20 protein-coding genes are annotated in these 25,261 nt (G+C 57.2%); 6 read left to right on the plus strand and 14 right to left on the minus strand.

Features of this window, described 5'->3' with window-relative positions; genetic code table 11:
* Positions 1-2 precede the first annotated feature (2 nt).
* The 8 genes from GUC22_RS19950 to GUC22_RS19985 form a co-directional block, all read right to left on the minus strand.
* Positions 3-1,244, minus strand: a complete 1,242-nt coding sequence (locus tag GUC22_RS19950) for an MFS transporter (protein ID WP_004135314.1) — start codon at positions 1,242-1,244, stop codon at positions 3-5.
* A gap of 153 nt (positions 1,245-1,397) precedes the next feature.
* Complete coding sequence (gene pheP / locus GUC22_RS19955; RefSeq protein WP_024358888.1) at positions 1,398-2,774, minus strand: phenylalanine transporter; 1,377 nt, start codon at positions 2,772-2,774, stop codon at positions 1,398-1,400.
* Positions 2,775-2,915: 141 nt separating this feature from the next.
* Positions 2,916-5,117 (minus strand): TonB-dependent receptor, encoded by a 2,202-nt coding sequence (locus GUC22_RS19960; protein WP_370512064.1) that lies wholly within the window; start codon positions 5,115-5,117, stop codon positions 2,916-2,918.
* 353 nt (positions 5,118-5,470) lie between these two features.
* Positions 5,471-6,424: an aldo/keto reductase gene (locus GUC22_RS19965; RefSeq protein WP_024358890.1), complete on the minus strand. Its 954-nt coding sequence runs from the start codon at positions 6,422-6,424 to the stop codon at positions 5,471-5,473.
* Between the two features lie 131 nt (positions 6,425-6,555).
* Positions 6,556-7,332 carry an ABC transporter substrate-binding protein gene (locus GUC22_RS19970; protein ID WP_024358891.1) on the minus strand — a complete coding sequence of 259 codons (777 nt, stop codon included), beginning with the start codon at positions 7,330-7,332 and terminating at the stop codon, positions 6,556-6,558.
* Between the two features lie 19 nt (positions 7,333-7,351).
* Positions 7,352-8,530, minus strand: a complete 1,179-nt coding sequence (locus GUC22_RS19975; protein ID WP_049087502.1) for a M20 aminoacylase family protein — start codon at positions 8,528-8,530, stop codon at positions 7,352-7,354.
* Positions 8,531-8,960: 430 nt separating this feature from the next.
* Positions 8,961-9,431, minus strand: coding sequence for an RcnB family protein (locus tag GUC22_RS19980; RefSeq protein ID WP_004135302.1), 471 nt, complete (start codon positions 9,429-9,431; stop codon positions 8,961-8,963).
* 277 nt (positions 9,432-9,708) lie between these two features.
* The gene (locus GUC22_RS19985) at positions 9,709-10,101 is read right to left on the minus strand and encodes a hypothetical protein (protein ID WP_004130158.1); all 393 of its coding nucleotides are present in this window, start codon (positions 10,099-10,101) and stop codon (positions 9,709-9,711) included.
* A 352-nt stretch (positions 10,102-10,453) separates the two neighbouring features.
* Between GUC22_RS19985 and GUC22_RS19990 the strand changes: the two genes are divergently transcribed.
* From GUC22_RS19990 to GUC22_RS20010, 5 genes are all read left to right on the plus strand, one after another.
* Complete coding sequence (locus tag GUC22_RS19990; protein WP_024358893.1) at positions 10,454-11,377, plus strand: aminoimidazole riboside kinase; 924 nt, start codon at positions 10,454-10,456, stop codon at positions 11,375-11,377.
* A 165-nt stretch (positions 11,378-11,542) separates the two neighbouring features.
* Positions 11,543-13,060, plus strand: a complete 1,518-nt coding sequence (locus tag GUC22_RS19995) for a carbohydrate porin (RefSeq protein ID WP_024358894.1) — start codon at positions 11,543-11,545, stop codon at positions 13,058-13,060.
* A gap of 136 nt (positions 13,061-13,196) precedes the next feature.
* Positions 13,197-14,567 (plus strand): sucrose-specific PTS transporter subunit IIBC, encoded by a 1,371-nt coding sequence (locus tag GUC22_RS20000; protein WP_024358895.1) that lies wholly within the window; start codon positions 13,197-13,199, stop codon positions 14,565-14,567.
* Complete coding sequence (locus GUC22_RS20005) at positions 14,567-15,967, plus strand: sucrose-6-phosphate hydrolase (protein WP_024358896.1); 1,401 nt, start codon at positions 14,567-14,569, stop codon at positions 15,965-15,967. Before GUC22_RS20000 ends, GUC22_RS20005 begins: the two co-directional genes overlap by 1 nt.
* A 30-nt stretch (positions 15,968-15,997) precedes the next feature.
* Positions 15,998-17,002, plus strand: a complete 1,005-nt coding sequence (locus GUC22_RS20010) for a LacI family DNA-binding transcriptional regulator (RefSeq protein ID WP_004135287.1) — start codon at positions 15,998-16,000, stop codon at positions 17,000-17,002.
* 84 nt (positions 17,003-17,086) lie between these two features.
* Here the strand turns inward: GUC22_RS20010 and GUC22_RS20015 are convergent, their stop codons facing one another.
* The 6 genes from GUC22_RS20015 to GUC22_RS20040 all read right to left on the minus strand — a co-directional run bounded on the left by GUC22_RS20015 (position 17,087) and on the right by GUC22_RS20040 (position 24,132).
* Entirely contained in the window at positions 17,087-18,376 is a 1,290-nt protein-coding gene (locus tag GUC22_RS20015) for a type II toxin-antitoxin system HipA family toxin (protein WP_024358897.1), read from the minus strand.
* Entirely contained in the window at positions 18,366-18,704 is a 339-nt protein-coding gene (locus GUC22_RS20020) for a helix-turn-helix domain-containing protein (protein WP_024358898.1), read from the minus strand. Before GUC22_RS20020 ends, GUC22_RS20015 begins: the two co-directional genes overlap by 11 nt.
* Before the next feature lie 149 nt (positions 18,705-18,853).
* Entirely contained in the window at positions 18,854-19,693 is an 840-nt protein-coding gene (locus GUC22_RS20025; protein WP_160183740.1) for a PRD domain-containing protein, read from the minus strand.
* On the minus strand, positions 19,690-21,114 hold the full coding sequence (locus GUC22_RS20030; protein ID WP_024358900.1) for a glycoside hydrolase family 1 protein: 1,425 nt from the start codon (positions 21,112-21,114) through the stop codon (positions 19,690-19,692). The genes GUC22_RS20025 and GUC22_RS20030 overlap by 4 nt, the downstream gene beginning before the upstream one ends.
* Positions 21,111-22,991, minus strand: coding sequence for a beta-glucoside-specific PTS transporter subunit IIABC (locus tag GUC22_RS20035; protein WP_004135282.1), 1,881 nt, complete (start codon positions 22,989-22,991; stop codon positions 21,111-21,113). The genes GUC22_RS20030 and GUC22_RS20035 overlap by 4 nt, the downstream gene beginning before the upstream one ends.
* Positions 22,992-23,202: 211 nt before the next feature.
* A complete protein-coding gene (locus GUC22_RS20040; protein WP_004135280.1) occupies positions 23,203-24,132 on the minus strand; it encodes a LysR substrate-binding domain-containing protein in 930 nt (309 codons plus the stop codon).
* Positions 24,133-24,339: 207 nt separating this feature from the next.
* Between GUC22_RS20040 and GUC22_RS20045 the strand changes: the two genes are divergently transcribed.
* Positions 24,340-25,254 (plus strand): branched-chain amino acid ABC transporter permease, encoded by a 915-nt coding sequence (locus GUC22_RS20045; protein WP_223226917.1) that lies wholly within the window; start codon positions 24,340-24,342, stop codon positions 25,252-25,254.
* The last annotated feature ends 7 nt before the right edge of the window (positions 25,255-25,261 follow it).

The following is a 25,261-nucleotide window of genomic DNA, read 5'->3' on the forward strand; positions in this document are numbered from 1 at the left end:
AATTAACGCGACTCTTTCTCGTTGTACTGGAAAGAGAAAAGGAAAATCAGGGCGATGACCGCTGCGGCCACCGCCGGGATCCACCAGAAGGCGACCCACGCCTGCGGTACGCTCTGGCCTGCCACCAGGTGGTTATACAGCGCGCCGGAAATCTGCGATCCCAACAGCATGCCGATACCGTAGGTGAACATCACAATCATGCTCTGCGCCTGGCCCTTCACCTTTTCACCGGCCACGCGATCGGTATAGATAAAGCCGACAACAAAGAAAAAGTCGTAGCAGACGCCGTGCAGCAGGATGCCGAGATAAAGCAGGAACCGTCCCTCTTCGCTGACGCCCAGCGCAAAGAAGGCATAGCGTACAAACCACGCCGCCATGCCGATCAGCAGCATGTATTTCACCCCGAGACGGCGGAACAGCAGCGGGATCACCAGCATAAAGAAGATTTCTGACATCTGACCGAAAGACATTGCGGTGCTGACGTCCGCGATACCGGCATCCGCAAGATAAGACGCGGTGTAGGCGTAGTAGGTCCCCAGCGGAATCGAAATCAGCGTCGCGCAGAGGGAGAAAATCAGGAAGTGACGCGTTTTCAGCAGCGCGAAGGCGTCGGCGCACAGCAGGTCGCGAAACTGAACCGGGGTCCCTTTCGCCGGGGCCGGCGTGTGCGGCAGCGTCAGGCTATAAACGGCCAGCGCCACCGAACAGAGCGCCGCAACAGAGAAAATTCCTGTGGTATCGGAAATCCCCGTCACGCCGATAAAGATACCGGCGATGATCCAGCCGATGGTGCCGAAGACGCGCACCACCGGGAAGGTTTTATCGACGTTCGCCAGGCTATGGAAAGCGATGTTATTGGTCAGCGCCAGCGTCGGCATATAGCACAGGGTATAGCCGAACAGCAGGCCAATCAGCAGCGCGCCGTTTTGCGCCACCAGCGCCTGCGGGACAAACCATAGAATCACCGCGCCGGCCAGATGCATCACCGCCATCACCTTCTGCGAAGCGAAAAAACGATCGACCAGCATGCCCAGCACAAACGGCGAGAGAATAGACGCAATCGGCCCGGCGGAGAAAGCATCGCCGATCAGCAGCGACATCTCATAGCGGGTCATCACCAGCCCCAGCGTCACCGACCAGCTACCCCAGATAAAGAACTGCATAAACATCATTAACGACAGCCGCGGCACCAGAAAACGGTGGGCTACGCGGGGACTTTCACGACCTTCGGTTGTTGTGACCATTTCGACCGCCCTCAAAAAAGTAATCGATTACAAATACGCTCAAATAAAAAGTAATCGATTACAAAAAGAAGATCGCGAGCAAAATACGCTAAGCGCGAAGAAGATCACAATAAAAGTGGAAGATACCCCGCCGGACGGCGGGGCGATCGCGCGCTACGCCGTCCGGCGCAGGGTTTTAAAGGCCGCAAACAGGAACAGGATCCACACCGGCAGCAGAATCGCCGACAGACGCATCCCGTCGATGGTGCACATCAGCACCAGGATCAGCGCCAGAAAGGCGATACAGATATAGTTACTGGCGGGCGACAGCAGAGCTTTAAACTTCGGCTCGCGCCCCTTGCGCCGTTGGGCGGCGCGGAATTTCAGGTGCGCCAGGCAGATCATGATCCAGTTCAGCAGCAGCGTCGCCACCACCAGCGCCATCAGCAGGCCGAGGGCTTTCTGCGGCAGCAGATAGTTAAGCACCACCACCAGGGAGGTAATAATCCCGGAAAGCAGCAGGGAGTTGACCGGCACGCCGCGCTTGCTGACGCGGGCGAGAAACTTCGGCGCGTTGCCCTGCACCGACAGTCCAAACAGCATCCGGCTGTTGGAGTACACGCCGCTGTTATAAACCGACAATGAAGCCACCAGAATCACAAAGTTCAGCGCAGAAGCCACCACGTTGCTGTCAAGATTATGGAAGATCATCACGAACGGGCTGCTATCGGATTGGATTTCCACCCACGGATAGAGCGCCAGCAGAACCACCAGCGAACCGATATAAAACAGCAGAATACGGTATACCACCTGGTTAACCGCTTTCGGGATGCTCTTTTCCGGGTTCTGCGCTTCTGCGGCAGTAATGCCAATAAGCTCCAGTCCGCCGAAGGAGAACATAATGACCGCCAGCGACATAATCAGGCCGTGCCAGCCGGTGGCGAAGAAACCGCCGTGTTTCCACAGGTTATCGATTCCCGCTTTACTGCCGCCGTGGCCGCCGAACAGCATCCACAGGCCAAAGCCAATCATGCCGATAATCGCCAGCACCTTAATCAGCGCGAACCAGAACTCCGCTTCGCCGTAAAGGCGAACGTTTACGAGGTTCACGGCGTTGATAATGAGGAAGAAAGCGGCGGCCCAGATCCACGTCGGCACGTCCGGCAGCCAGTACTGCATATAGATGCCGGCGGCGGTCAGCTCCGCCATCCCCACCAGCACGAACATTACCCAGTAGTTCCAGCCGGAAAGAAAACCGGCAAACGGGCCCCAGTATTTATAGGCAAAGTGGGCAAAGGAGCCAGAAACCGGCTCTTCAACGACCATTTCGCCAAGCTGGCGCATGATCAAAAAGGCGACGATGCCGGCGACGGCATAGCCGAGCAGGACCGCCGGTCCCGCCATTTGAATCGCTGGCCCGATGCCGAGAAACAGGCCGGTACCGATGGCGCCGCCAAGGGCGATAAGTTGGATATGTCGGTTCTGTAAACCGCGGTGCAGCGTCGGGCCGCTTTCCTCTACGGTCTCCGACGACGTTGACGCGTCTTTCACGTCGATCCCCTGTGTATTTATATGAAGGGGCACCTTTTAACACTTATACTCGCCATACTTCAAGCGGCAGATGCGCAGGCTTCATACGTTCATTGATTTATCACAAGGGACGATCGGCCCTGCCCGCCTCTGCATTTTGGCTCAGAACGCGTAACCTACCGATACCTTGAACGTCCGCGGTTCGCCGCGGAACAGATAGGTTCCGCTGTCATCCGCGCCGGACCAGTAGTTCTCATCCGTTACGTTATCGACGCCCGCGCGTACCGTCATCTGGTTTTGATTCGCGTTAAGCGCCAGGCGATAGCGCACGCCGAGATCGAGGGTGGTATAGCTATCAATCTTCTTGCTGTTCGCCTGATCGGCATACTGCGAACCCGAGTGGTTGAGGCGCGCGGTGGCGGTCAGACCGTCGATGGGCTTGATGTCATACTCTGCGCCAAGCACCGTGTAGAACCCCGGCACGCCGATCGCTTTCTTACCATCGTTCAAACCCTTCGCGGTTTTCGACAGTTCGGCATCCAGCCAGGTAGCGCTGGCGTTAAGGCGCAGGCCATACAGCGGTTCGCCGAAGATATTAAATTCGACGCCGCGGTTACGCTGCTCGCCGTTAAGCCCGTAATAGCCGTTGCTGTCGAGGACCGCTGACGGCATTTTAATTTCAAACAGCGACAGCGAGCCGCCAATTGTGCCGAAATCGGCCTTCACCCCGACTTCGTTCTGTTTTGAGTGAATGATCCCAACGCTTTCACCATAGTTTTTAGCGGAGGTTGGCGCATTGCTGCCCGGCTGTAGCGCTTCGGTATGGTTGGCGTATAAAGAAATCACTTTCCACGGCTTATAAACCACGCCGTAAGTGGGCATCCAGCGGCTGTCATCAAATGCGTCATCGGTTTGCAGGCCGGTGGTTTTGTTGTAATTGCGCACCACTACCTTTTGATGACGCGCGCCAGCGGTAAACAGCAGCGTATCGTCGAGCACGCCAAGGGTGTCGCTTAGTAGCCAGCCCTGCGAACGGGTGCGGCCGCTGGTCAGCGGATCGTCATAGTCGCCGCCGAATGAAGCGTTGGCCGGAGGCGCGACCTGCCGGGTATCGTAGATGTTCACCAGCGGATTATCCGCCGCCTTCGACATCCGCCATGCTGTTTTGTCGTTTTGAGTTTTCGCCGAATAGCCGACGTTGACCCTGTGCGATACAAAACCGGTGGCGAACTCGCCGCGAAGGCCCGCCATGCCGCTGGCGGTATCAATATAGCGGTTGGTATCGAGGCGCCCCGCCGTGGCGTTGCCCGCCCGGTCAATCAGCTTCGAGGCGCTATACAGGCCAATCTCATGGGCATGCTGCGCCCCTAACGAGGCGTAGGCGGTCCATTTATCAATAATGTCGTATTCCATTCTCAGCATACCGAACTCATTTTCGATATCGCTGTAAGCCCATTTTTGCGTGTAGTTATGGGTGTTATCCGGCAGACGCGGGATAAAATCCACGGCCGAAATATTGATCCCCATCGGGCCGCCGTGGAAGGTTTTCTTCTGATAGCCAAAGTCAAAAGAGCTGCGTAAGCGCTCACCGCGATAATCGAGGCCAATCGAAGCCAGAGTGGTTCTGCGCTTGTCATTGTCGACCGCCGCCTCGCCTTCGCGATGCACCAGGTTCACCCGCGCGCCGAACTGGTTATCGTCGCCAAAGCGACGGCCTAAATCCAGCGAGCCGCCGACCTGCGAATCCGAGGTATAGTCGACGCCAACGTTGGCGGTGGGGATATCTTCCGCGCGCTTAGGTTCGAGGTTAATCATCCCGCCGACGCCGGAGCTGGCGGCGCCGTTGAGCAGGGCGTTGGCGCCTTTAAAAATTTCGACCCGCTCAAGCATGGCGGTATCCACCACCTGACGCGGCACCACCCCGGCCAGCCCGCTCAGGGTCATATCGTCGCCGTCAAACTTGAGGCCGCGAATGCGGTAGGTCTCGGCATAGTTACCGTAGCCCTGCACCGGCTGAACCCCGGCATCGTTGCTCACCACGTCGGTGATGGTTTTCGCCTGCTGGTCCTGAATCAGCTTCGAGGTATAACCGATGATGCTAAACGGAACGTCCATGGCGTTTTGCTCGCCGAGCATCCCGAGACGCCCGCCGTTCGCCACCTGTCCGTCGAGATAGGCAGGCACCACCAGATCGCCGCCGGCTTTAAAATCGCTGGCGGGCGTTGCCTGGACGACCATGGTTTCTTCGCTTTTCTTGCTTTCCGCCGCCGCGGCTGAATGGGTGATTGCGCCGATGGTTAACGCCAGCAGCGTTTTGCGTAGCGGGAAAACAGAAGAGTGATAGGTACGCATAATGAGTCCCATAGGTAAGAAAAAATAAAAAAAGATTAATTATTAATAAAATCAATAAATTAACATTTACTTCGCCGCCGATGTTCTCTTTTCGATCTTGCGTGAGCGAGCCCTATCCCGCTTTCGCAGTTTCCCCGTGAGCATCCGCTGAGGCAGGCAATCACCGAAAACATAAAAACAAAATAAGAATGAGAACTATACGCATTATCTTAACGTAATCAAGAAGGGCTTTTAGCGCATGAAAAAACGTTTCATTTTTCGCTGAAAAGTATTCAGAGCCGGGGAAGTGACTAAAAGAGAAAAGAAAAGGAATACAAAACGCTGATGGAAAAGCGCCGGAACCTGACAGGCTCCGGCATACAGTATTACGCGCTGGCGCTGTCCAGACGCGCCAGTTGGTCGGCGCTCAGGGTCAGCGCGGCGGCGCGGGCGAAGCTCTCCACCTGAGCGATGCTGGTGGCGCTGGCGATAGGCGCCGTTACGCCTTCGCGGCTCATCAGCCAGGCCAGCGCGACTTCGGCGGGTTTGGCGTCGTTTTGCTCCGCCACCTCAACCAGCGTATCGACGATGCGCAGCCCGCGCGGATTGAGATATTTGCCAATGCCGCCCCCGCGCTGGCTTTGCGCCAGATCGGACTGCTGGCGGTATTTGCCGGTCAGGAAGCCGGACGCCAGGCTGTAGTAGGTCACCACGCCGATATCGCGGCTGATGCACAGGTCGCCGAGCGCGCCCTCAAAAGCCGAGCGATGATAAAGATTGTATTCCGGCTGCAGCACCTGCCAGGCCGGCAGACCGCTTTTGCGCGACACTTCCAGCGCGCTCGAAAGCTGGCCGGCGTCAAGGTTGGAGGCGCCCATAGCGCGGATTTTCCCCGCCTGCTGCAGGGCGTGAAACGCCTCGAGGGTTTCCGCAACCGGCGTTTCCGGGTCCGGCCAGTGGGCAAAATAGAGGTCGATATAATCGGTGTTCAGGCGCCGGAGTGAATCCTCAACCGCCTGCTGGATCCACGCTTTTTTCAACCCTTTATGCCCGGGAAGGCCTAAATCGGCCCCCACTTTGGTGAAGATCTTCACCTTATCGCGCATGCCGGGCCGCGCCTGTAGCCAGCGGCCGATAATGGTTTCAGACTCGCCGCCCTGATTACCCTCCGCCCAGCGGGAGTAAACATCCGCCGTGTCGATAGCATCAAAGCCGTGGTCTATAAACGCATCAAGAATGGCAAAACTGGTTTTTTCATCGATGGTCCAGCCAAAAACGTTGCCGCCAAACACCAGCGGGGCGATGGAAAATCCGGTTTTGCCCAAGGGACGTGTGATCATGCCGTTCACTCCTTATCGCTTATATTCAGTATCCTTCGGAACGCCGTGAGGGCCAGGAAAGGACAATTACGGGATAGTAAGAAAAGGAAGCTTGAAGCGGGCTAGCCGTGCCCGCTGAATGCATAACAACATTATGTCCCGGAATAGACGTCAAAGCTAAAATATTTCCCGGCTAACTTTTTATAAGTGCCGTCGGCGAGAATGCGGGCAATCGCGCCGTTAATCTCCTGGCGCAGGGCATCGTCCTCTTTGCGCAGGCCAATCGCCGCGCCGGCGCCGAACAGCTTGTCGTCCTTCAGATGGCCGCCAACGAAGGCAAAATCTTTACCCTGCGGCTGCTGCAGGAAGCTGTAGTCGGCCATCATCCCGGACAGCACCGCGCCATCAATACGCCCGGACTCCAGATCCTGAACCACGCGATCCGCCCCCTGATAGGCGACGATATTGATCCCCGCCGTGCGCCAGTGCTGGTTGACGTAAGTCTCCTGCGCCGAGCCCTGTTCTACGCCGATGGTTTTGCCCTTCAGCTGTTCGACGGTATTCCCGGCCAGGGTATTTTTACGCGCCACGAGGAACACCGGACCGTTGTAGAGCTTGTCGCTAAAGCCGATCTGCTCTTTGCGCTTCTCGGTCATATACATGCCGGAGAGGATCGCGTCGAACTTACGCGCCTTCAGCGCCGGGATAATGCCGTCGAAGTTGCTTTCCACCCACACGCACTTGGCCTGCAGCTGGGCGCAAATCGCGTTGCCGAGGTCAATATCAAAACCCGCCAGCTTACCCTGCGGATCTTTCCATTCAAACGGCGCAAAGGTGGGATCGACGCCAAAGCGAATTTCCTTATTTTCTGCGGCCAGGGCTGAAGTTGAGGCCATCAGCGCGACCCACAGCAGAAGAGATTTTTTCATTATTTACGGACTCCAGAGATCAACGGCAGTGTGTTTCAACTAACCGGACGAACAGCGTCGCGCCGGTAGAAATAATGTCATCATTAAAGTCATAGCCGGGGTTGTGCACCATACAGCCGCCCTTCCCGCCTTTCTCCCCATTACCCAGCAGGAAGTAGCAGCCGGGGCGTTTCTGGAGCATAAAAGCGAAATCTTCGCTGGCGTTCATCGGCGAAATGGATTCCAGCACGCCCTCCTCGCCAAATACCTCCAGCGCCAGCGCTTTGGCGAACTCGGTCTCCTCGTCGCTGTTGGTCAGCACCGGATAGGAGTCAAAAACCTCAACCTCGCTGCTGGCGCCGTAGCTTTTGGCGGTAAAATCAGCGAGCTCCTTGATCCGCTTAATTAGCAGGTCGCGAATTTCCGGCTTCATCGCCCGCACGCTCAGCTCCATCACCACGTTCTCGGGGATGACGTTGGAGGCGATACCCGCCTGGAAAGTGCCGACGCTGACCACCGCGGTTTCGCCCGGCGGTACGTTACGGGCAACGATACTTTGCAGATTCATCACCAGCGCCGCGCCGGTCACAATGGGGTCGACGGTGCGCTCGGGGTGCGCGCCGTGGCCGCCGTAACCGGTAATGGTGATTTTGACCGTATCCGCCGAGGCCATAAAATTACCGGCGTAAAAGCCGAGTTTCCCCACCGGCAGGCCCGGCATATTGTGCAGGCCGAAGATGCGCTCGCAGGGGAAACGTTCAAACAGGCCGTCTTTAATCATTAAATCCGCGCCGCCGATAGCTTCTTCCGCGGGCTGGAATATCAGGTGTACCGTGCCGTTGAACTGGCAGGCCGGCGAGGCGATATATTTCGCCGCCGCCAGCAGAATGGTGGTATGGCCATCGTGGCCGCAGGCGTGCATTTTCCCGGCAACGGTGCTGGCCCACGGGAGATCGGTCGCTTCGAAAATCGGCAGCGCGTCCATGTCGGCGCGCAGGCCGATTGTGCGCGGAGAATCGCCTTTGCTTAAGGTTCCGACCACCCCGGTTTTCGCCAACCCGCGGGTCACCGTATAGCCCCACTCGGTCAGTTTTCCGGCCACCAGCTCGCTGGTATTAAACTCTTCCAGGCTTAATTCCGGATGGGCATGTAAATAATGACGGATCGCAATCATTTCATCTTCGGTGGCTTTAATTTCAGGAATTACACAGTCGGTCATGCCGGTCTCCGGGAATAGAATCAGATGCAAAGCTTTAATAACTTAACGTGCTAAGGGTTTATTGCAAGCAGGATTTCTTATTCCGCAGGCAGTTTTCATCTGATTTATTCATAGTGATTTAACGGCGAAGCGGACGTCTTTTACTCTCGCCTGAACCAGGGCGCTTCTTACATTCTCTGCTTTTTATTAATCATGAAGCATAATACTCATTTATAAAGTCTAAATAAGCAGATAAAACATCAAAGAAGAGGCGCAAGAATGATATTTTCAACTTTGCGGTTTTTAAGTGAGAACAAGGGCGGGTGGGCATTGCCCGATAGCGCTACGCTGACCGGGCTACCGTCCCTCAGACGCGGGGAAATCGGTAGCCCGGACAGGCGCGCAGCACCGCCTCCGGGGGAAGCGGTAGCGAGGTTAAGGCAGAAAAAGGTTAGTGACTCAGCGCGCCGTTAATCAGGATCGACGTAATAATCCCGGTCGCGGCGGCAATCAGCACATAGTTGCCATCAATATAGGACCAGTGCTGCCCGCGCGGCGGTGCCGGTAATCCGCGATCGTTCCAGTCGTTTATCCGGTAATCATTGCCGCGAAAACGTTCCGGCGCCGGATGACCTTTGCGGAAATCATGCCCGTTCCACGCAAAGTGGTCCTGCTCATGACGCGCCTGATGAGGGTTACCCTGCGGCCCCTTGTCACCATGCGCCGGGCCACGGTTATCGCCGTTGCCCTGATGGTTGTTAGCCTGCGGCCCCTGCTGACGGTTACCGTTCGGGCCGCCGCGCCCGGCGTCTTGCTGCCAGACCTGCTGCTGACCGTGGTTGTTGCCGCCAGGACCATCCGCCCAGGAGACGGAAGTCAACGCACAAGATAAAATAATCGCCAGTGAAAGAATCTTTTTCATAATACACCTCCTGATATATTTCCTTTGTACCAGGAGAATGTGGAGGAATAGTGAGTAACAATATAACCAGGACAATTCCTGGCATATCCGCTTAGTCTTCCAGGGCGCATTTTTATTGCCTGCGCTCATTTAACCCAGCCACAGGGTTTACTATGCCCCCGGGTATACCGCAAGCCGGCTCGATATCCATTGCGGATAATTATCCCGAGGCTGAACCATGGACGCTAAATAACAAAAAAGGCCGCTTTCGCGACCTTTTTTAGCAAAGAGTCAGTAATTACTCAGTGACTTTAGTTTTTAGCTCTTCGGCACCCTGCTTGGTTTTATCCCAGCCTTCTTTGCTGACCTCTTTGGTCTTATTCCAGCCTTTTTCGGTGCCTTCTTTAGTTGCGTTCCAGCCCTTCTCAGTCCCTTCTTTGGTCTTATTCCAGGTTTTCTGCGCGCCTTCGCTGACTTCGCTGCCTACGCTGTCGCTTTTGCCTTCCGCCGCGTGTTTAGCTTTGAGCTGCTGCTCTTCACCCTGGTGCTGGGCCTCGTGCAGTTTTTCCTTCGCGGTGTTCGCCCCTTCATGGGCCGCCGCGACGGTATCGTCGGTTGCGTGTGTCGTTGTTGCAGCAAAAACAGGAGCTGCTACCAGAATCGCAGATAACGCAATCATTGCTTTTTTCATAATATCCTCTCTCGCTAACGAACTTAATGTTATGAGTCGCATTTAGCATGGCACAAGATTTTGCCGTCTGGCTTTAGGGATTGTTCTTAAAACTGATTTCAGACTTTTCTATCGACTTTTGGTCTGCCGCTCCCCCCTTTGCACCTGTCCGGGCTGCCGCTTTTTACCGCTATAGAGTCCGCAGCCATCAGAAGTCTCTCCCGCTCAGCCGAACGGCCGCTCTTTTGCCAACCGGCTCACGTTTTTATACCCTGGTTCGCACTTTTCCGCCGCTGACGTTCCCCTGATCCTGTCGCTATGCTTTAATAAGCTAAACCGGTTTAACTAAGTTTAGCTATGGAGATTTTTCAGCATGATTGCAAAAGTTTGGGTTCTGGGAGATGCGGTAGTTGACCTGCTGCCGGAGAGCGAAGGCCGTCTGCTGCGCTGCCCCGGCGGCGCGCCGGCCAACGTGGCGGTAGGTATCGCCCGTCTTGGCGGCATCAGCGGGTTTATCGGGCGCGTCGGCGACGATCCGTTTGGCCGCTTTATGCGCCACACCCTGCAGCAGGAGCTGGTCGACGTCAGCCATATGCGCCTCGACGGCGAGCACCGAACCTCCACCGTCGTGGTCGACCTTGACGATCAGGGCGAACGCACCTTTACCTTTATGGTGCGCCCAAGCGCGGATCTGTTCCTGGCGAAAGAAGACCTGCCGCAGTTTGCCGCCAACCAGTGGCTGCACGTCTGCTCTATCGCGCTCAGCGCCGAACCCAGCCGCAGCACCACCTTCGCGGCTATGGAGAAAATCAAGCTGGCCGGCGGCCGGGTCAGCTTTGACCCCAATATCCGCCCGGACCTCTGGCAGGATCAGGAGCTGCTGCACGCCTGCCTCGATCGCGCCCTGCGCATGGCCAACGTGGTGAAGCTGTCGGAAGAGGAACTGGTATTCATCAGCGGAAGTGATGATTTAGCGCAAGGCATCGCCAGCATCACCGCGCGCTACCAGCCTGAATTGCTGCTGGTCACCCAGGGCAAAGCGGGCGTGCTTGCCGCCTTCCAGCAGCAGTTTACCCATTTCAGCGCCAAGCCTGTGGTCAGCGTGGACACCACCGGCGCGGGTGACGCTTTTGTCGCCGGACTGCTCGCAAGCCTTGCCGCCAAAGGGATGCCGACGGATATCGAAGGGCTGGAACCCACCCTGACGCTAGCGCAAACCTGCGGCGCTCTGGCGACAACGGCGAAAGGCGCGATGACCGCTCTGCCATACCAGCGCGATCTTAATCGCCAGTTTTGATTCTTCAGGCCGTCGTGCGCGGCCCACTTTGTTGCATCCATCACATTTATTAAACCGGTTTAGCAAAATCCATTTCCAAATGTTAAGGGTCATGCTTAACATAGCGCCTAAACCGGTTTAGCAAAAAACAACATTTCCAAATTTTACTTTCGGGATGCAATCAGCATGTATAAAAAAAGCACACTCGCGGTCCTTATCGCTTTGCTAACCGGTGCCGCCTCAGCCCACGCGCAAACGGACCTCAGCACCATCGAAGCCCGCCTGGTCGCGCTGGAAAAACGCCTGCAGGAGGCGGAAAACAGAGCGCAAACCGCGGAAAACCGCGCCGAGTCAGCGGAGAAAAAAGTCCAGCAGCTGACCACCCAGCAGCAAAAAAATCAGGACACGACGCAGGAAGTGGTTCAACGTACCGCCAAGCTTGAGAAAAAAGCCGATGAGAAAAGCGGCTTTGAGTTTCACGGCTACGCCCGCTCCGGCGTGATAATGAATGATTCCGCCGCCAGCACCAAATCCGGCGCCTATATGACGCCAGCGGGGGAAACCGGCGGGGCTATCGGCCGTCTGGGAAACCAGGCCGATACCTATGTTGAAATGAACCTTGAACATAAGCAGACCCTGGATAATGGCGCGACGACCCGCTTCAAAGTGATGGTCGCCGACGGCCAAACCAATTATAACGACTGGACGGCGAGCACCAGTGATTTGAACGTTCGCCAGGCTTTCGTCGAACTGGGCAACCTGCCTGCCTTTGAAGGGCCGTTTAAAGGCTCCACCCTGTGGGCAGGGAAACGTTTCGACCGCGACAACTTTGATATTCACTGGATTGACTCTGACGTTGTGTTCCTCGCCGGTACCGGCGGCGGTATTTACGACGTCAGGTGGAACGATAGCATTCGCAGTAACTTCTCTCTTTACGGACGCAACTTCGGCGATATTGCTGACTCGAGCAATAGCGTGCAGAACTATATCGTCAGCATGAACAACTTCATCGGTCCGGTGCAGGTGATGGTCAGCGGGATGCGGGCAAAAGACAACGATGAACGTCAGGATACCAACGGCAATCCGGTCAAAGGCGATGCGGCAAATACCGGGACGCATGCGCTGCTCGGGTTGCATAACGACACTTTTTACGGCCTGCGTGAAGGCACCAGCAAAACCGCCCTGCTCTACGGTCACGGCCTGGGCGCTGAAGTTAAAGGCATCGGCTCTGACGGCGCGCTACGCTCGGGCGCCAACACCTGGCGCTTCGCCAGCTACGGCACCACGCCGCTCAGCAAAAACTGGTTTATCGCCCCGGCTATCCTGGCGCAAAGCAGTAAAGACCGTTATGCCGAGGGCGACAGCTATCAGTGGGCAACGCTCAACATGCGTCTGATCCAGGAGATCAACCAGAACTTCGCCCTCGCTTACGAAGGCAGCTACCAGTATATGGATCTTAAACCTGAAGGTTATAACGATCGCCATGCGGTGAACGGTAGCTTCTACAAGCTCACCTTCGCTCCGACCTTTAAGGTCGGCAGCATCGGTGATTTCTTCAGCCGTCCTGAAATCCGCCTTTACACCTCATGGATGGACTGGAGCAAAAAACTGAATAATTACGCCAGCGACGACGCGCTGGGCAGCAGTGGTTTTAAATCGGGCGGCGAATGGTCGTTCGGTATGCAGATGGAAACCTGGTTCTGACGGGTAACGTCTGACGGCAGGAACATCCGGGGCGATTACGCGCGCGTTGTCGCCCCGGACACGATAATGACGCAGAAACTGCGCCCCCGTGAACACGGGACGACAACACGAAAATTTTACGCATTCAGAGGGTACTATGGATTTTGAACAGATTTCCCGCTCGCTGCTTCCGCTTTTGGGAGGCAAGGAAAATATCGCCAGCGCCGCGCACTGCGCCACGCGTCTGCGGCTGGTGCTGGTCGATGATTCGCTGGCCGACCAGCAGGCCATCGGCAAAATTGAAGGGGTTAAGGGCTGTTTCCGCAACGCCGGGCAGATGCAGATTATTTTCGGCACCGGGGTGGTGAACAAGGTCTACGCCGCCTTTATCCAGGCGGCGGGCATTAGCGAATCGAGCAAGTCGGAAGCCGCCGACATTGCGGCGAAAAAGCTTAATCCTTTCCAGCGTATCGCGCGCCTGCTGTCGAACATCTTCGTGCCGATTATCCCGGCAATCGTCGCCTCCGGCCTGCTGATGGGCCTGCTGGGGATGGTCAAAACCTACGGCTGGGTTGACCCGAGCAACGCCCTCTACATCATGCTGGATATGTGCAGCTCGGCGGCGTTTATCATTCTGCCGATCCTGATTGGCTTTACCGCGGCCCGCGAATTCGGCGGTAACCCCTACCTCGGCGCGACGCTCGGCGGCATTCTGACCCACCCGGCGCTGACTAACGCCTGGGGCGTGGCCGCCGGTTTCCATACCATGAACTTCTTCGGCCTCGAGATCGCCATGATCGGCTATCAGGGGACAGTGTTCCCGGTGCTGCTGGCGGTATGGTTTATGAGCCTGGTTGAGAAGCAGCTGCGTCGCGCGATCCCCGATGCGCTGGACCTGATCCTGACGCCGTTCCTGACGGTGATTATTTCCGGTTTTATCGCCCTGCTGATTATCGGCCCGGCCGGTCGCGCGCTCGGCGACGGCATCTCGTTTGTCCTGAGTACCCTGATTAGCCACGCCGGCTGGCTGGCTGGACTGCTGTTTGGCGGTCTCTATTCGGTTATCGTCATTACCGGTATTCACCACAGCTTCCACGCCATCGAAGCCGGGCTGCTGGGTAACCCGTCCATTGGGGTTAACTTCCTGCTGCCGATTTGGTCCATGGCCAACGTCGCTCAGGGTGGCGCCTGCCTGGCGGTATGGTTTAAAACCAAAGACGTCAAAATCAAAGCCATTGCGCTGCCCTCGGCGTTTTCCGCTATGCTGGGCATCACCGAGGCGGCGATTTTTGGTATCAACTTACGTTTCATGAAGCCGTTTATCGCGGCGCTGATCGGCGGCGCGGCGGGCGGCGCGTGGGTCGTGTCAGTGCACGTCTATATGAGCGCAGTCGGCCTGACGGCGATTCCCGGCATGGCTATCGTGCAGGCCAGCTCGCTGCTGAACTACATTATCGGTATGGTCATCGCCTTTGGCGTCGCTTTCGTCGTCTCTCTGCTGCTGAAATACAAAACGGACGCTGAATAATGTCACTTCCATCACGTTTGCCTGCGATTTTGCAGGCCGTTATGCAGGGCCAGCCGCGCGCGCTGGCCGATAGCCATTATCCCCGCTGGCACCATGCGCCGGTCACCGGGCTGATGAACGACCCCAACGGCTTTGTCGAGTTTGCCGGGCGCTATCACCTGTTCTACCAGTGGAACCCGCTCGCCTGCGATCATAAGTTCAAGTGCTGGGCGCACTGGAGTTCAGACGATCTGCTGCGCTGGCGGCATGAGCCTATTGCGCTGATGCCGGATGAAGAGTACGACCGCAACGGCTGCTACTCCGGCAGCGCGGTGGATAACAACGGTACGCTCACCCTGTGCTATACCGGCAACGTGAAGTTCGACGATGGCGGCCGAACCGCGTGGCAGTGCCTGGCGACGGAAAACGCCGACGGCACCTTCACTAAGCTCGGCCCGGTCCTGCCGCTGCCGGAGGGCTATACCGGCCACGTCCGCGACCCGAAAGTCTGGCGGCATCAAGACCGCTGGTACATGGTGCTGGGGGCGCAGGATCGGCAAAAGCGCGGTAAGGTGCTGCTGTTCAGCTCCCCGGACCTTCATCAGTGGCGCAGCGAGGGCGAAATCGCCGGTGACGGCATTAACGGCCTGAGCGACGCGGGCTATATGTGGGAGTGCCCGGATCTGTTTGCGCTCGGCGACCAGCATATTCTGATCTGCTGCCCGCAGGGGATTGCCCGTGAAGAAGAGCGCTTCCTCAATACCTATCCGGCGGTGTGGATGGCCGGTGGTTTCGACTACGACCGCGCCGCGTTCAGCCACGGCGAACTGCGCGAGCTGGACGCCGGATTCGAGTTCTACGCCCCGCAGACCACGCACACCCGCGATGGCCGCAGCCTGCTGGTCGGCTGGATGGGCGTCCCGGACGGCGAAGAGATGCGCCAGCCGACGCTCGCTCATGGCTGGATCCATCAGATGACCTGCCTGCGCGAGCTGGAATTTATCGACGGTCAGCTCTACCAGCGTCCGCTGCGCGAGCTGACCGCCCTGCGCGGGGAAGCGCACGGCTGGCAGGGGAACGCCCTGCCGCTGGCGCCGATGGAAATCGCGCTGCAAACTGCCGCCGACGACGCGCTAAGCCTTGATTTCGGCGGCGCGTTAACCCTCGAGCGCGACGCCAGCGGGATCCGACTGGCGCGACGCAGTCTCGTCAGCGACGAGATGCACTATCGCTACTGGCGCGGCGAGGTCCGCACGCTGCGGATTTTCATCGATCGGTCGAGCGTGGAGATTTTCATTAACGACGGCGAAGGCGTAATGAGCAGCCGCTGCTTCCCGGCTTATCCGGCGCAGCTGATTTTCTCCGGTAGCGCGCCGGATGCATTCTGCTACTGGCCGCTGCGCACATGCATGGTAGAATAAGCGTTTTGCTTTCAGGCTCATGGCGTCGTAATGAAAACCAAACGCGTAACCATTAAAGATATCGCCGAACTGGCGGGCGTTTCCAAAGCGACCGCCAGCCTGGTGCTCAACGGGCGTGGCAAAGAGCTGCGCGTGGCGCAGGAAACGCGCGAGCGCGTGCTGGCGATTGCCCGCGAGCAGCACTATCAGCCGAGCATTCACGCCCGCTCCCTGCGCGATAACCGCAGCCACACCATCGGCCTGGTGGTGCCGGAGATCACCAACTACGGCTTTGCGGTCTTTTCCCATGAGCTGGAGATGCTGTGCCGCGAGGCGGGCGTCCAACTGCTGATCTCCTGTACCGACGAAAACCCCGGTCAGGAGAGCATGGTGGTCAATAACATGATTGCCCGTCAGGTCGACGGGTTGATCGTCGCCTCCTGTATGCACGCCGATGCCGACTATCTCAAGCTCAGCGAACAGCTGCCGGTGGTGCTGTTTGACCGCTACCCGAATGAAAGCGCCCTGCCGCTGGTGATGACCGATTCAATTACCCCGACGGCGGAGCTGATTGCCCGCATCGCGCCTCAGCATCGCGATGAGTTCTGGTTTTTAGGCGGCCAGCCGCGCCTGTCGCCCTCCCGCGATCGTCTGGCCGGGTTTACGCAAGGTCTGGCCCAGGCGGGTATTGAATTGCGCCCGGAGTGGGTGATCAACGGCAACTACCATCCCAGCTCCGGCTATGAGATGTTCGCCGCCCTCTGCGCGCGTCTGGGTCGGCCGCCAAAGGCGCTGTTTACCGCCGCCTGCGGGCTGCTGGAAGGGGTGCTGCGCTATATGAGCCAGCACCATTTGCTCGATTCAGACATCCACCTGGCGAGCTTTGACGATCACTATCTCTACGATTCGCTGTCGCTGCGTATCGATACCGTCCAGCAGGACAACCGCCAGCTGGCCTGGCACTGCTACGATTTGATAAGCCAGCTGATTGACGGCAACACGCCCGAGCCGCTACAGCGCTACCTGCCGGCGACGCTGCAGTTTCGGCATCGGTGATACTACGGAGGTTTAAAAGGTTATCGAAACGTGTTAACGGACTATTTGTCTTGCCGCGTTGAAAATGCAGTGGCACCGGACGCGTTAAAGCCACGACTTACGTAGTCTCAAAATCTCTTCTGGCGCGCCTTCAAATATGAAAGGATTAAAAAACATCCTTCCCCAGAAGAGTTTTCTGTCCACTTCACTTAACCCCACCTCATCGCCGAGGGCTTTCCAGTTCATATGGACCGTATCGAGATAATGGGCAATAAGCTCAATGGCTTCACGTCTGCTCAGTAAAAAACGGTCGGCAGCCGACAGGCAAACCGCAAGGTTACTCATCCGATTTTCGCCTACGATCAGCATAGCCTGTGTGGCTTCATTGCCGGCTCTCCCTTGAGGACAAATGTCATATGCAGGCGTCAGGCTAAGCCTTTTACCATCCCAAAATGCCGCATGGTTTCTGGCATGATCGTCGGTATTACCACAAATAATGTTAAAAACAAGTCGCCCAAACAGCTCCCGCAGCGTCTCTTTAGGGGCACTAAAACGCTGACGTATAATGTCCGCCAAATCTTCATAGCTCGCATATCTTGCCATCATTTCATCAAGACCAAAGATAGTCAGCGCTGACACCATCAGGCGGCGTTGCCAACCGGTCTTGCTTTGGACGCGATCAAAACGCTCGATAAGCAAAACATCTTTACCAGTAGTATGGCGAAAGAGAACAGGCGCAACATTCAACCCAACGCAGCCTGCCAGGCGCATGGCGATATATTCGCCTTTAACAACATTATAGGTATCTGTTGAAGAAGAAAATTTAGCGATAAATTTACGATTCCCAAATTCGATCATCGCTTTTGGTCGTGCTCCACCGAGTGAAGTGCCGTGAAATAACGCCTGTTCAAGATCGACGGTTAACGGTATACCGTTTTCCACCATCGACGCTGCCTGCATAAGCTCTTCAAGCGATGCTCCTCGGGCCGCGCGTGGAACGTACTCCGTCGCAGAGCGCTGAAAATCAAGACCACCAATCCGATCGGAACCGGACTCAAGTAAGTAGGTCATTTCATCCAGGGTGTTGGGATCGGTATCTCTGCCTTGTGCGCCCATCAGTCGGTTCAGAATAACTCGCCGCCCCCAGGCATCAGGAGCTCCATCGCGTAACGCGCCAGCCATTTGCAAACCAGGGGCAGGTACCATTGCGCCTCTGACTAAAGGAAGCTCCGGCACATAAACCGCTATCGCCTCTTTCCGCTCCAGATAACTGCGGCCGTAGTTGAAAATAAACCGACCGTTGTCTCTGCTTAACACTCCGGCGACAACGGGTTCTGTTGCTCCAGGCAGCCAGATCCAGACATACACTTGCTCAAGGCTATTCTCAGAAGTCATCATTTATCACCTTCCTTGAGTGATGAACCGCACGCGGCATTAATGACAGCGTTTTCTCTGCATTAGCAATATGTAACGCCAGAGCAGAACTATCTGGCGTAAACAGCGGCACGCCCACTATTGTCGCCAGTTCAAATACCGCGCCAATCGCACATCCCATATCGCCTTCCTCAGCACGATAAACCAGCCCACGCGACACGCCAGCACGTTCTGCCAGCTCCTCGATAGTGAGTCTGGATTCTATGCGCGCGGTGCGGATCATCATTCCCAGCAACCGTGCTGCATCGCGACTGTAACGAGAGTAGGTTCGGGTTGACGGCTTTGCCATAATGCTTCTCTTGTCTTATTAATAGAACTTAGTTAGCGATTATAACCTGTTTATAGAACACTACAAATGAGCCAACTCAGTCATTCCAAAGAGCTCATGTCCCATAAAAAAAACAGAAATGGCTATTACGCCCCATTAATAGAACACGTTCACGCATCCAGGCCCGCGATACGCACCAGATGTACGGTGAGCCATAACAGCTCGTTGCCGCCGAGGGTGATATCGAGCTGGGCTTTGACGTAATCGCGGATCAGCAGCGCGCAGCGGTACGCCTCCGGATACTCCTTAATCACCTGCACCAGCAGAAAACTGTCCCGCGCGCCGTCCAGCTCTCCCTCTTGTAGACGCTGGAGGAAAAACTGCATATGGACCAGAAAACGCGAGTAGTTAATCGAGTCGGTGTCTATCGGCTGTTTAAAGTGATACTGCACGAGATTAAAAATATCCTTCAGCATCTTCACCGACTGCATGGTTTGCGCCACGTCGTCGCCCTCGCTCTGGCCGTTTACCAGATGAAAGGCGATATTCCCGGCTTCCTCCTCCGGCAGTTCAATCCCGTACTGCTGGCGAATAATCGTTACCGCCTCGCTGGCGACGCGGAACTGCTGCGGATAAAAACGCCTGACTTCCGGCAGCAGGCGATTTTGAATGGCGATCCCTTTGCGGCTGCGCTCGATGGCAAAGGTCAGGTGGTCGGCGAGGGTAAAGAAAATCTGCTCGCGGACTTTGCTGGCGAGCTGCATATTGGCGCGGGAAATAATCATCGCCGCCATTTCAATGACCTCATCCGGAATGGCGGAGAGCGCCTCAAGATAGCCGCTGCGCGCGCCGAGCACCTGGGTCACGAACAGCTTCTCAATCTTATCCGGGGCGATCTCATCCCCGGGTCTGCTGTTGAAGCCAATGCCTTTCCCCATGACGATAACCTCCCTGCTATCGTCATCCATAGAGAGCACCAGGCTATTATTGAGCACCTTCTGAACAATCATCTCTGCGACTCGTCGTGGTTGCCGTTTTGCGCGATGACATCCTTATACCACCAGAAGCTGCGTTTGCGGATCCTTTGCAGGCTTTTCAGGTCATCCTCGCCGCGATCGACATAAATAAAACCGTAGCGCTTGGCGTATCCCTGATGGGTGCTGACCACGTCAATCGCCGCCCACGGACAGTAGCCCATCAGCTCGACGCCGTCGGCTATCGCCAGGCGCATTTGCTCAATATGCGCCTGTAAGAAGGCGATGCGATAGTCGTCATTTACCGTCCCATCAGGCGCCAGCTTATCCGGCGCGCCCATGCCGTTTTCGCTAATCAGAATCGGCAGGCCGTAGCGTTCGCACACTTTACGCAGCGTCAGGCGCAGCCCCACCGGATCGACCACCCAGCCGTAGGGGGTTTTGCCAACCCACGGGTTTTCCGCCGGACGATAAACCCCCTCTTCGCCCAGCATAATTTGCTGGTCCCCGGCGCGGGGCGCAACGTCGCCGCCGTCGCCCCGGCTGGCGGCAATGGTAGCGGTCGAGTAGTAGTTAATGGCGATAAAGTCCGGCCTCCCCTGCTGCAAAATCAGCGCATCTTCCGGCTGCAGCTCCGGCGCGAGGCCGCGATCCTGCATATAGGCCCACGCCAGGGCGTTGTAGCGGCCATGCGCCGCAACATCCAAAAAGCTCCAGCAGCGCAGCGTCTCCCAGTTATGCGCGGCGATGGCGTCCTCAGGCTTACAGCTTTCGGCGTACATCGACGTGGTGTTTATCGCCGGGCCAATGCGCAGCCCGGGGAACTCGCGGTGGCACAGGGCGAAGATCTGCGCCTGGGCCAGCATCATATGATGATTCTGCTGGTACAGCGCCTTCTTGTCCGGCAGTTCGCGATCCGCTGGCACGCCAATCGCGCCGGGATGGAGGATCATGGTGTTCTGTTCATTGATGGTCAGCCAGAGCGGAACTTTGGCGGCAAATTCGCTGAACAGCAGCCTGGCATAGCGCACGAATGCTTCCCCGGTTTTGCGGTTCAGCCAGCCGCCTTTAAGCTCCAGCGCCCACGGCAGGTCGAAGTGGTACAGCGTGACGATGGGGGTGATGCCATGGCGGGTCAGGGCGTCGATCAGGCGGTGATAAAACGCCAGCCCGGTCGGATTCACCGGGCCATCGCCGTCAGGTATCACCCGCGACCAGGCCACCGAAAAACGGTAGGCCTTCAGCCCCATCTGCGCCATCAGCGCGACGTCCTCCTCCACGCGATGATAGTGGTCGCTGGCGATGCGGAAGTCCGCCGTTCCCGGCGGATGGCTGAGCATATCGACCACCGAAGGGCCTTTACCATCTTCATTCCACGCGCCCTCGACCTGATAGGCTGAGGTGGACGCGCCCCACAGAAAACCGTCCGGGAACTGCGCTTTCTTTTGATAAATCATGCCTGCGCCTCCTTAGCGGATTGCACCATCAGTTGCTCCCCGTAATCGACCTGCGCGGCGGCAGTCAGGCGCAGTGAGTGCTGCTCATCGCCGTTGACCACAATCACCGGGGTAATCAGGTCATACCCGGCCTGCTCGATGGCGGGTATATCAAAGCGGATTAGCTCCTGTCCCGCTTCCACCCTATCGCCCACCTTCAGCGTAGAGCTAAAGTGCTGGCCGTTAAGATTAACGGTGTCGATACCGATATGGATCAGCAGCTCAAGACCGCTGTCGCTCTGCAGGCCAACGGCGTGGCACGACGGCAAAAACATCATCACCGTGCCGCTAAACGGCGCGCGCAGTACCCCTTCCTCGGGACGAATCGCCAGGCCCTCGCCCAGCAGGCCGCCGGAAAAGACATCATCGTTCACTTCGCTGAGCGCCACCACCTGGCCGCGCAGCGGGCTGAATACTTCCGTCTCCCCCTCGTTTTTCGGGCTCACCGCAGGCTGCGGCGCCTCGCCCACTTCCTCTTGTTCCTCAGGAACGTCTTTAAAAGCGATAAACCAGGTCAGGGTAAAGGTCACCACGATGGAGATCGCGCAGGTTACCAGCGCATGGACGATGTTCATCGGGTTTTCGCCGATAAACGCCGGCAGCGCCGCGAGGCCTGGTGAGACAAACGCGTAGCGCACCAGCCCGCTCACCCCGGCGTAGACCCCGGCGCAGCCGCCGCCGATCATCGCGGCAATCAGCACGCGGCGAAACTTGAGCAGCACCCCGTACAGCGCCGGTTCGGTGATCCCCAGCAGCGCGGTAAAGCCCGACGAAGAGGCCAGCTGGCGCAGGTTGCTATTTTTGGTTTTCAGCGCCACGCACAGCGTCGCCGCCCCCATCGCCACGTTGGACGCCAGCATCCCCGGTCCGTTAATCATCTCGTAACCGCTTTTACTCAGCTGTCCGGTGGCGATCGGCGTCATCGCCCAGGCGGTGCCGGTAATGATCAGGAAGGGCTGCAGGGTGCCCATCAGCATCGGGATCAACCAGCTGGCGTGGCGGTCGATAGCGCCCGCCCCCGCGGCCACCAGATCGTTAAGCAAAATGCCCGCCGGGCCGACCACCACCAGCGCCAGCGGCGCGGTAATCAGCAGGATCAGCATCGGCTTAACAAAGAATTTAATAATCGACGGCGAGACTTTTTCGGCAAAGCGCTCCACCCACGACATCAGCCACACCGTCAGAATGATCGGCAGCACCGAACCGGCGTAATCGGAAAGCAGGACGTTGATGCCGACAAAATCGACCGCTTTACCGGCCGCCAGCATCTGGCCGATGCCCGGATGCAGCAGCACGCCCGCGAGGGTCATCGCCAGAATCGGGTTGCATTCAAACTTCAGCGATGCGCCGTAGGCCAGCAGCACCGGTAGGAAGAAGAAGGCGGCGTCGGCAATAATATTCAGCAGCTGATACGTCGAACTGGTCTCGCTAATCACCCCGGTGAGCTTGAGAATAGCCAACAGCGCTTTAATCATCCCCGCGCCGGTAATCGCCGGGATCACCGGGGTAAAGGTGGTCGAAATAACGCTGATAATCCGGGCGACGATGCCGGCCGGCTTCGCATTTTTATCGCCGCCTGCCGGGCCTTTTTTCTCCGGCAGCGCCTTATTGAGCCGCCGGTAAACCTGCTGCACCTCGTTACCGATCACAATCTGGAACTGGCCGCCCTTCTCCACCACGCTGATCACGCCGGGGAGGGTGCCAATCTGCGCATCGTTTACCTTTGCGCGGTCGTTGAACTCCATGCGCAGCCGGGTGGCGCAATGGGTGAGCATGCGGATATTCTCCGCACCGCCCACCGCGTGGAGGATTTTGTCTGCTGTTTCGTTATAGTTCATAGTGTTCCTTGGTGTTGGGGCAAAAAAAAAGACCAAAACAGAGACGCTCCCCTTGGCGGGAGAGCATTTCTATTTTGGTCTTGCCTGCTTTCGCAGTAGCACGCCATCATAAAAATGGGTTATTTCGGCGGATTATCTAAGCGCCCCTGCGTAATGACAATGGCAACCGAACAAAAATGTGAGCTGGATTAAGTAAATTCTTAACTAAATATCAACCGAGGGCCTGCTGGCGTAGCCAGCTCTGCAATAGCTTACCGTTGGGGGTCATATCACTATCCTGACGTACGCAAAGATAATAGTCCCGGCCATCATCAATTGCCGCATCGAAGATTTTCACCAACTCGCCGCTCTTCAGATAGGGAGCGATCAGCGGCTCGCGCATGAGCGCGCAGCCCAGCCCGGCCTGCACGCCCGCGAGGGTCAACAGGCCATCCTCAAATAATGGCCCGGTCGAGCGCGGCGGGCGCTTCACTCCCTGCTGCACAAACCACTGATTCCAGGTCGTGCGCTCCTCGTCGTGCAGCAGCGGCATCTGCAACAGCTGTTCCGGGGTATCAATATGCCCGTGCAGGCGTAAAAAGGCCTGGCTGCATACCGGCACCATTTTGCCGGAAATCAGCTTTTCGCTTTGATAGCCCACCCAGTGACCGTTGCCAAAGCGGATCGACATATCGGAAGCGTCGCTAAGATAGTTGCGATGGTTGGCGTAGACCACGTTGATTTCGGTATGCGGATTGGCGTGCACGAATGACGGCAGGCGGGGAATAAACCAACCCATGCCAAACAGCGGGATCAGGCTGATCGTCACCTGCTGGGTTTGCACCTGCTCGACCAGATGCTCGGTGGCCTGGCGCAGCACGTTAAACGCCGCGCGGATCGAGCGATAATACTCCCGCCCCTGCTGGCTGAGGGTCAGCCGTCGCCCCTGACGTTCGGTGAGCGGGATCTGCAAATAGCCTTCCAGCACTTTGAGCTGATGGCTAACCGCCGAGGGCGATATCGCCAGCTCCTGCGCCGCCAGGGTTACGCTGCCGAGGCGCGCGATCGCCTCGAAGGCGCGCACCGCCCGCAGCGGCGGATCGTTTACCAAAGTACTCTGCGACCAGCTACCCGGCGCCTCCGATTGTTCTGTTTTTTTCATATATTGATTTTCTTAGCGCATTACGCTATCCAGCGATTTATTAAATTATATTTAAAATCATAACGTTAGTTAACCACACATTTATAATAAGAAAGAATATATGCGTATTTTACAATTTAATTCATTTGTTGGATGGTAGCTATTATTTGAGCATCTTGTCGGAACAATCAGTTGGACACACTCATACAACAAATCATCAACGGGGTCATGCTCGGCAGCATCTACGCCCTGATCGCGCTCGGCTATACCATGGTGTACGGCATCCTGCGCATTATTAACTTTGCCCACGGCGACATTCTGATGGTCGGCGCGTTGACCACCCTTTCCGGGATGCACGCCCTGAACGCGCATTTCCCCACTCTGCCGCCGCTGGCGCAGCTCGGGCTGGCGCTGCTGCTGGCCATGACGGTCTGCGCCCTGCTGGCGATGGCGGTCGAACGCTTTGCCTACCGCCGCCTGCGCAACGCCCCGCGCCTGGCGCCGCTGATCTCCGGGATCGGCGTCTCGGTGCTGCTGCAAACCGTGGCGATGATCGTCTGGTCGCGCAATCCGCTGATGTTCCCGCAGATCCTGCCAATGGATCCGATCGCCGTGACCCACGGCAGCGCAGCGCATCCTCCGGCTCTCATTACCGTCACCGGTATCGTCACCGTCGCGCTGGCCCTCACGGTGATGCTTGGCCTGTGGCTGCTGGTGGAATACACCCGCTTAGGCCGCGGTATGCGCGCGGTAGCGGAAAATCCACGCATCGCTACGCTAATGGGCGTTAACCCTAACGCGATTATCGCCCTCACTTTCGCCATCGGCGGCGTATTCGCCGCGCTGGCTGGCGTGATGATGGCCAGCAACTACGGCAGCGCTGGTTTCTCCATGGGCTTTCTGCCCGGCATTAAAGCCTTTACCGCCGCGGTGCTCGGCGGCATCGGCAATATTCGCGGCGCGATGATCGGCGGCCTGCTGCTGGGGCTTATCGAATCCCTCGGAGCGGGCTATCTCGGCGACCTGACCCACGGCGTCTTCGGCAGCAACTACCAGGATATCTTCGCCTTTATGGTGCTGATCCTGGTGCTGGTCTTCCGCCCGGCCGGTTTGCTCGGCGAACGCGTCGCGCACCGGGCTTAGGAGAAAA

Source organism: Klebsiella sp. MPUS7, from assembly GCF_009905335.1.
GTDB lineage: Bacteria > Pseudomonadota > Gammaproteobacteria > Enterobacterales > Enterobacteriaceae > Klebsiella > Klebsiella grimontii.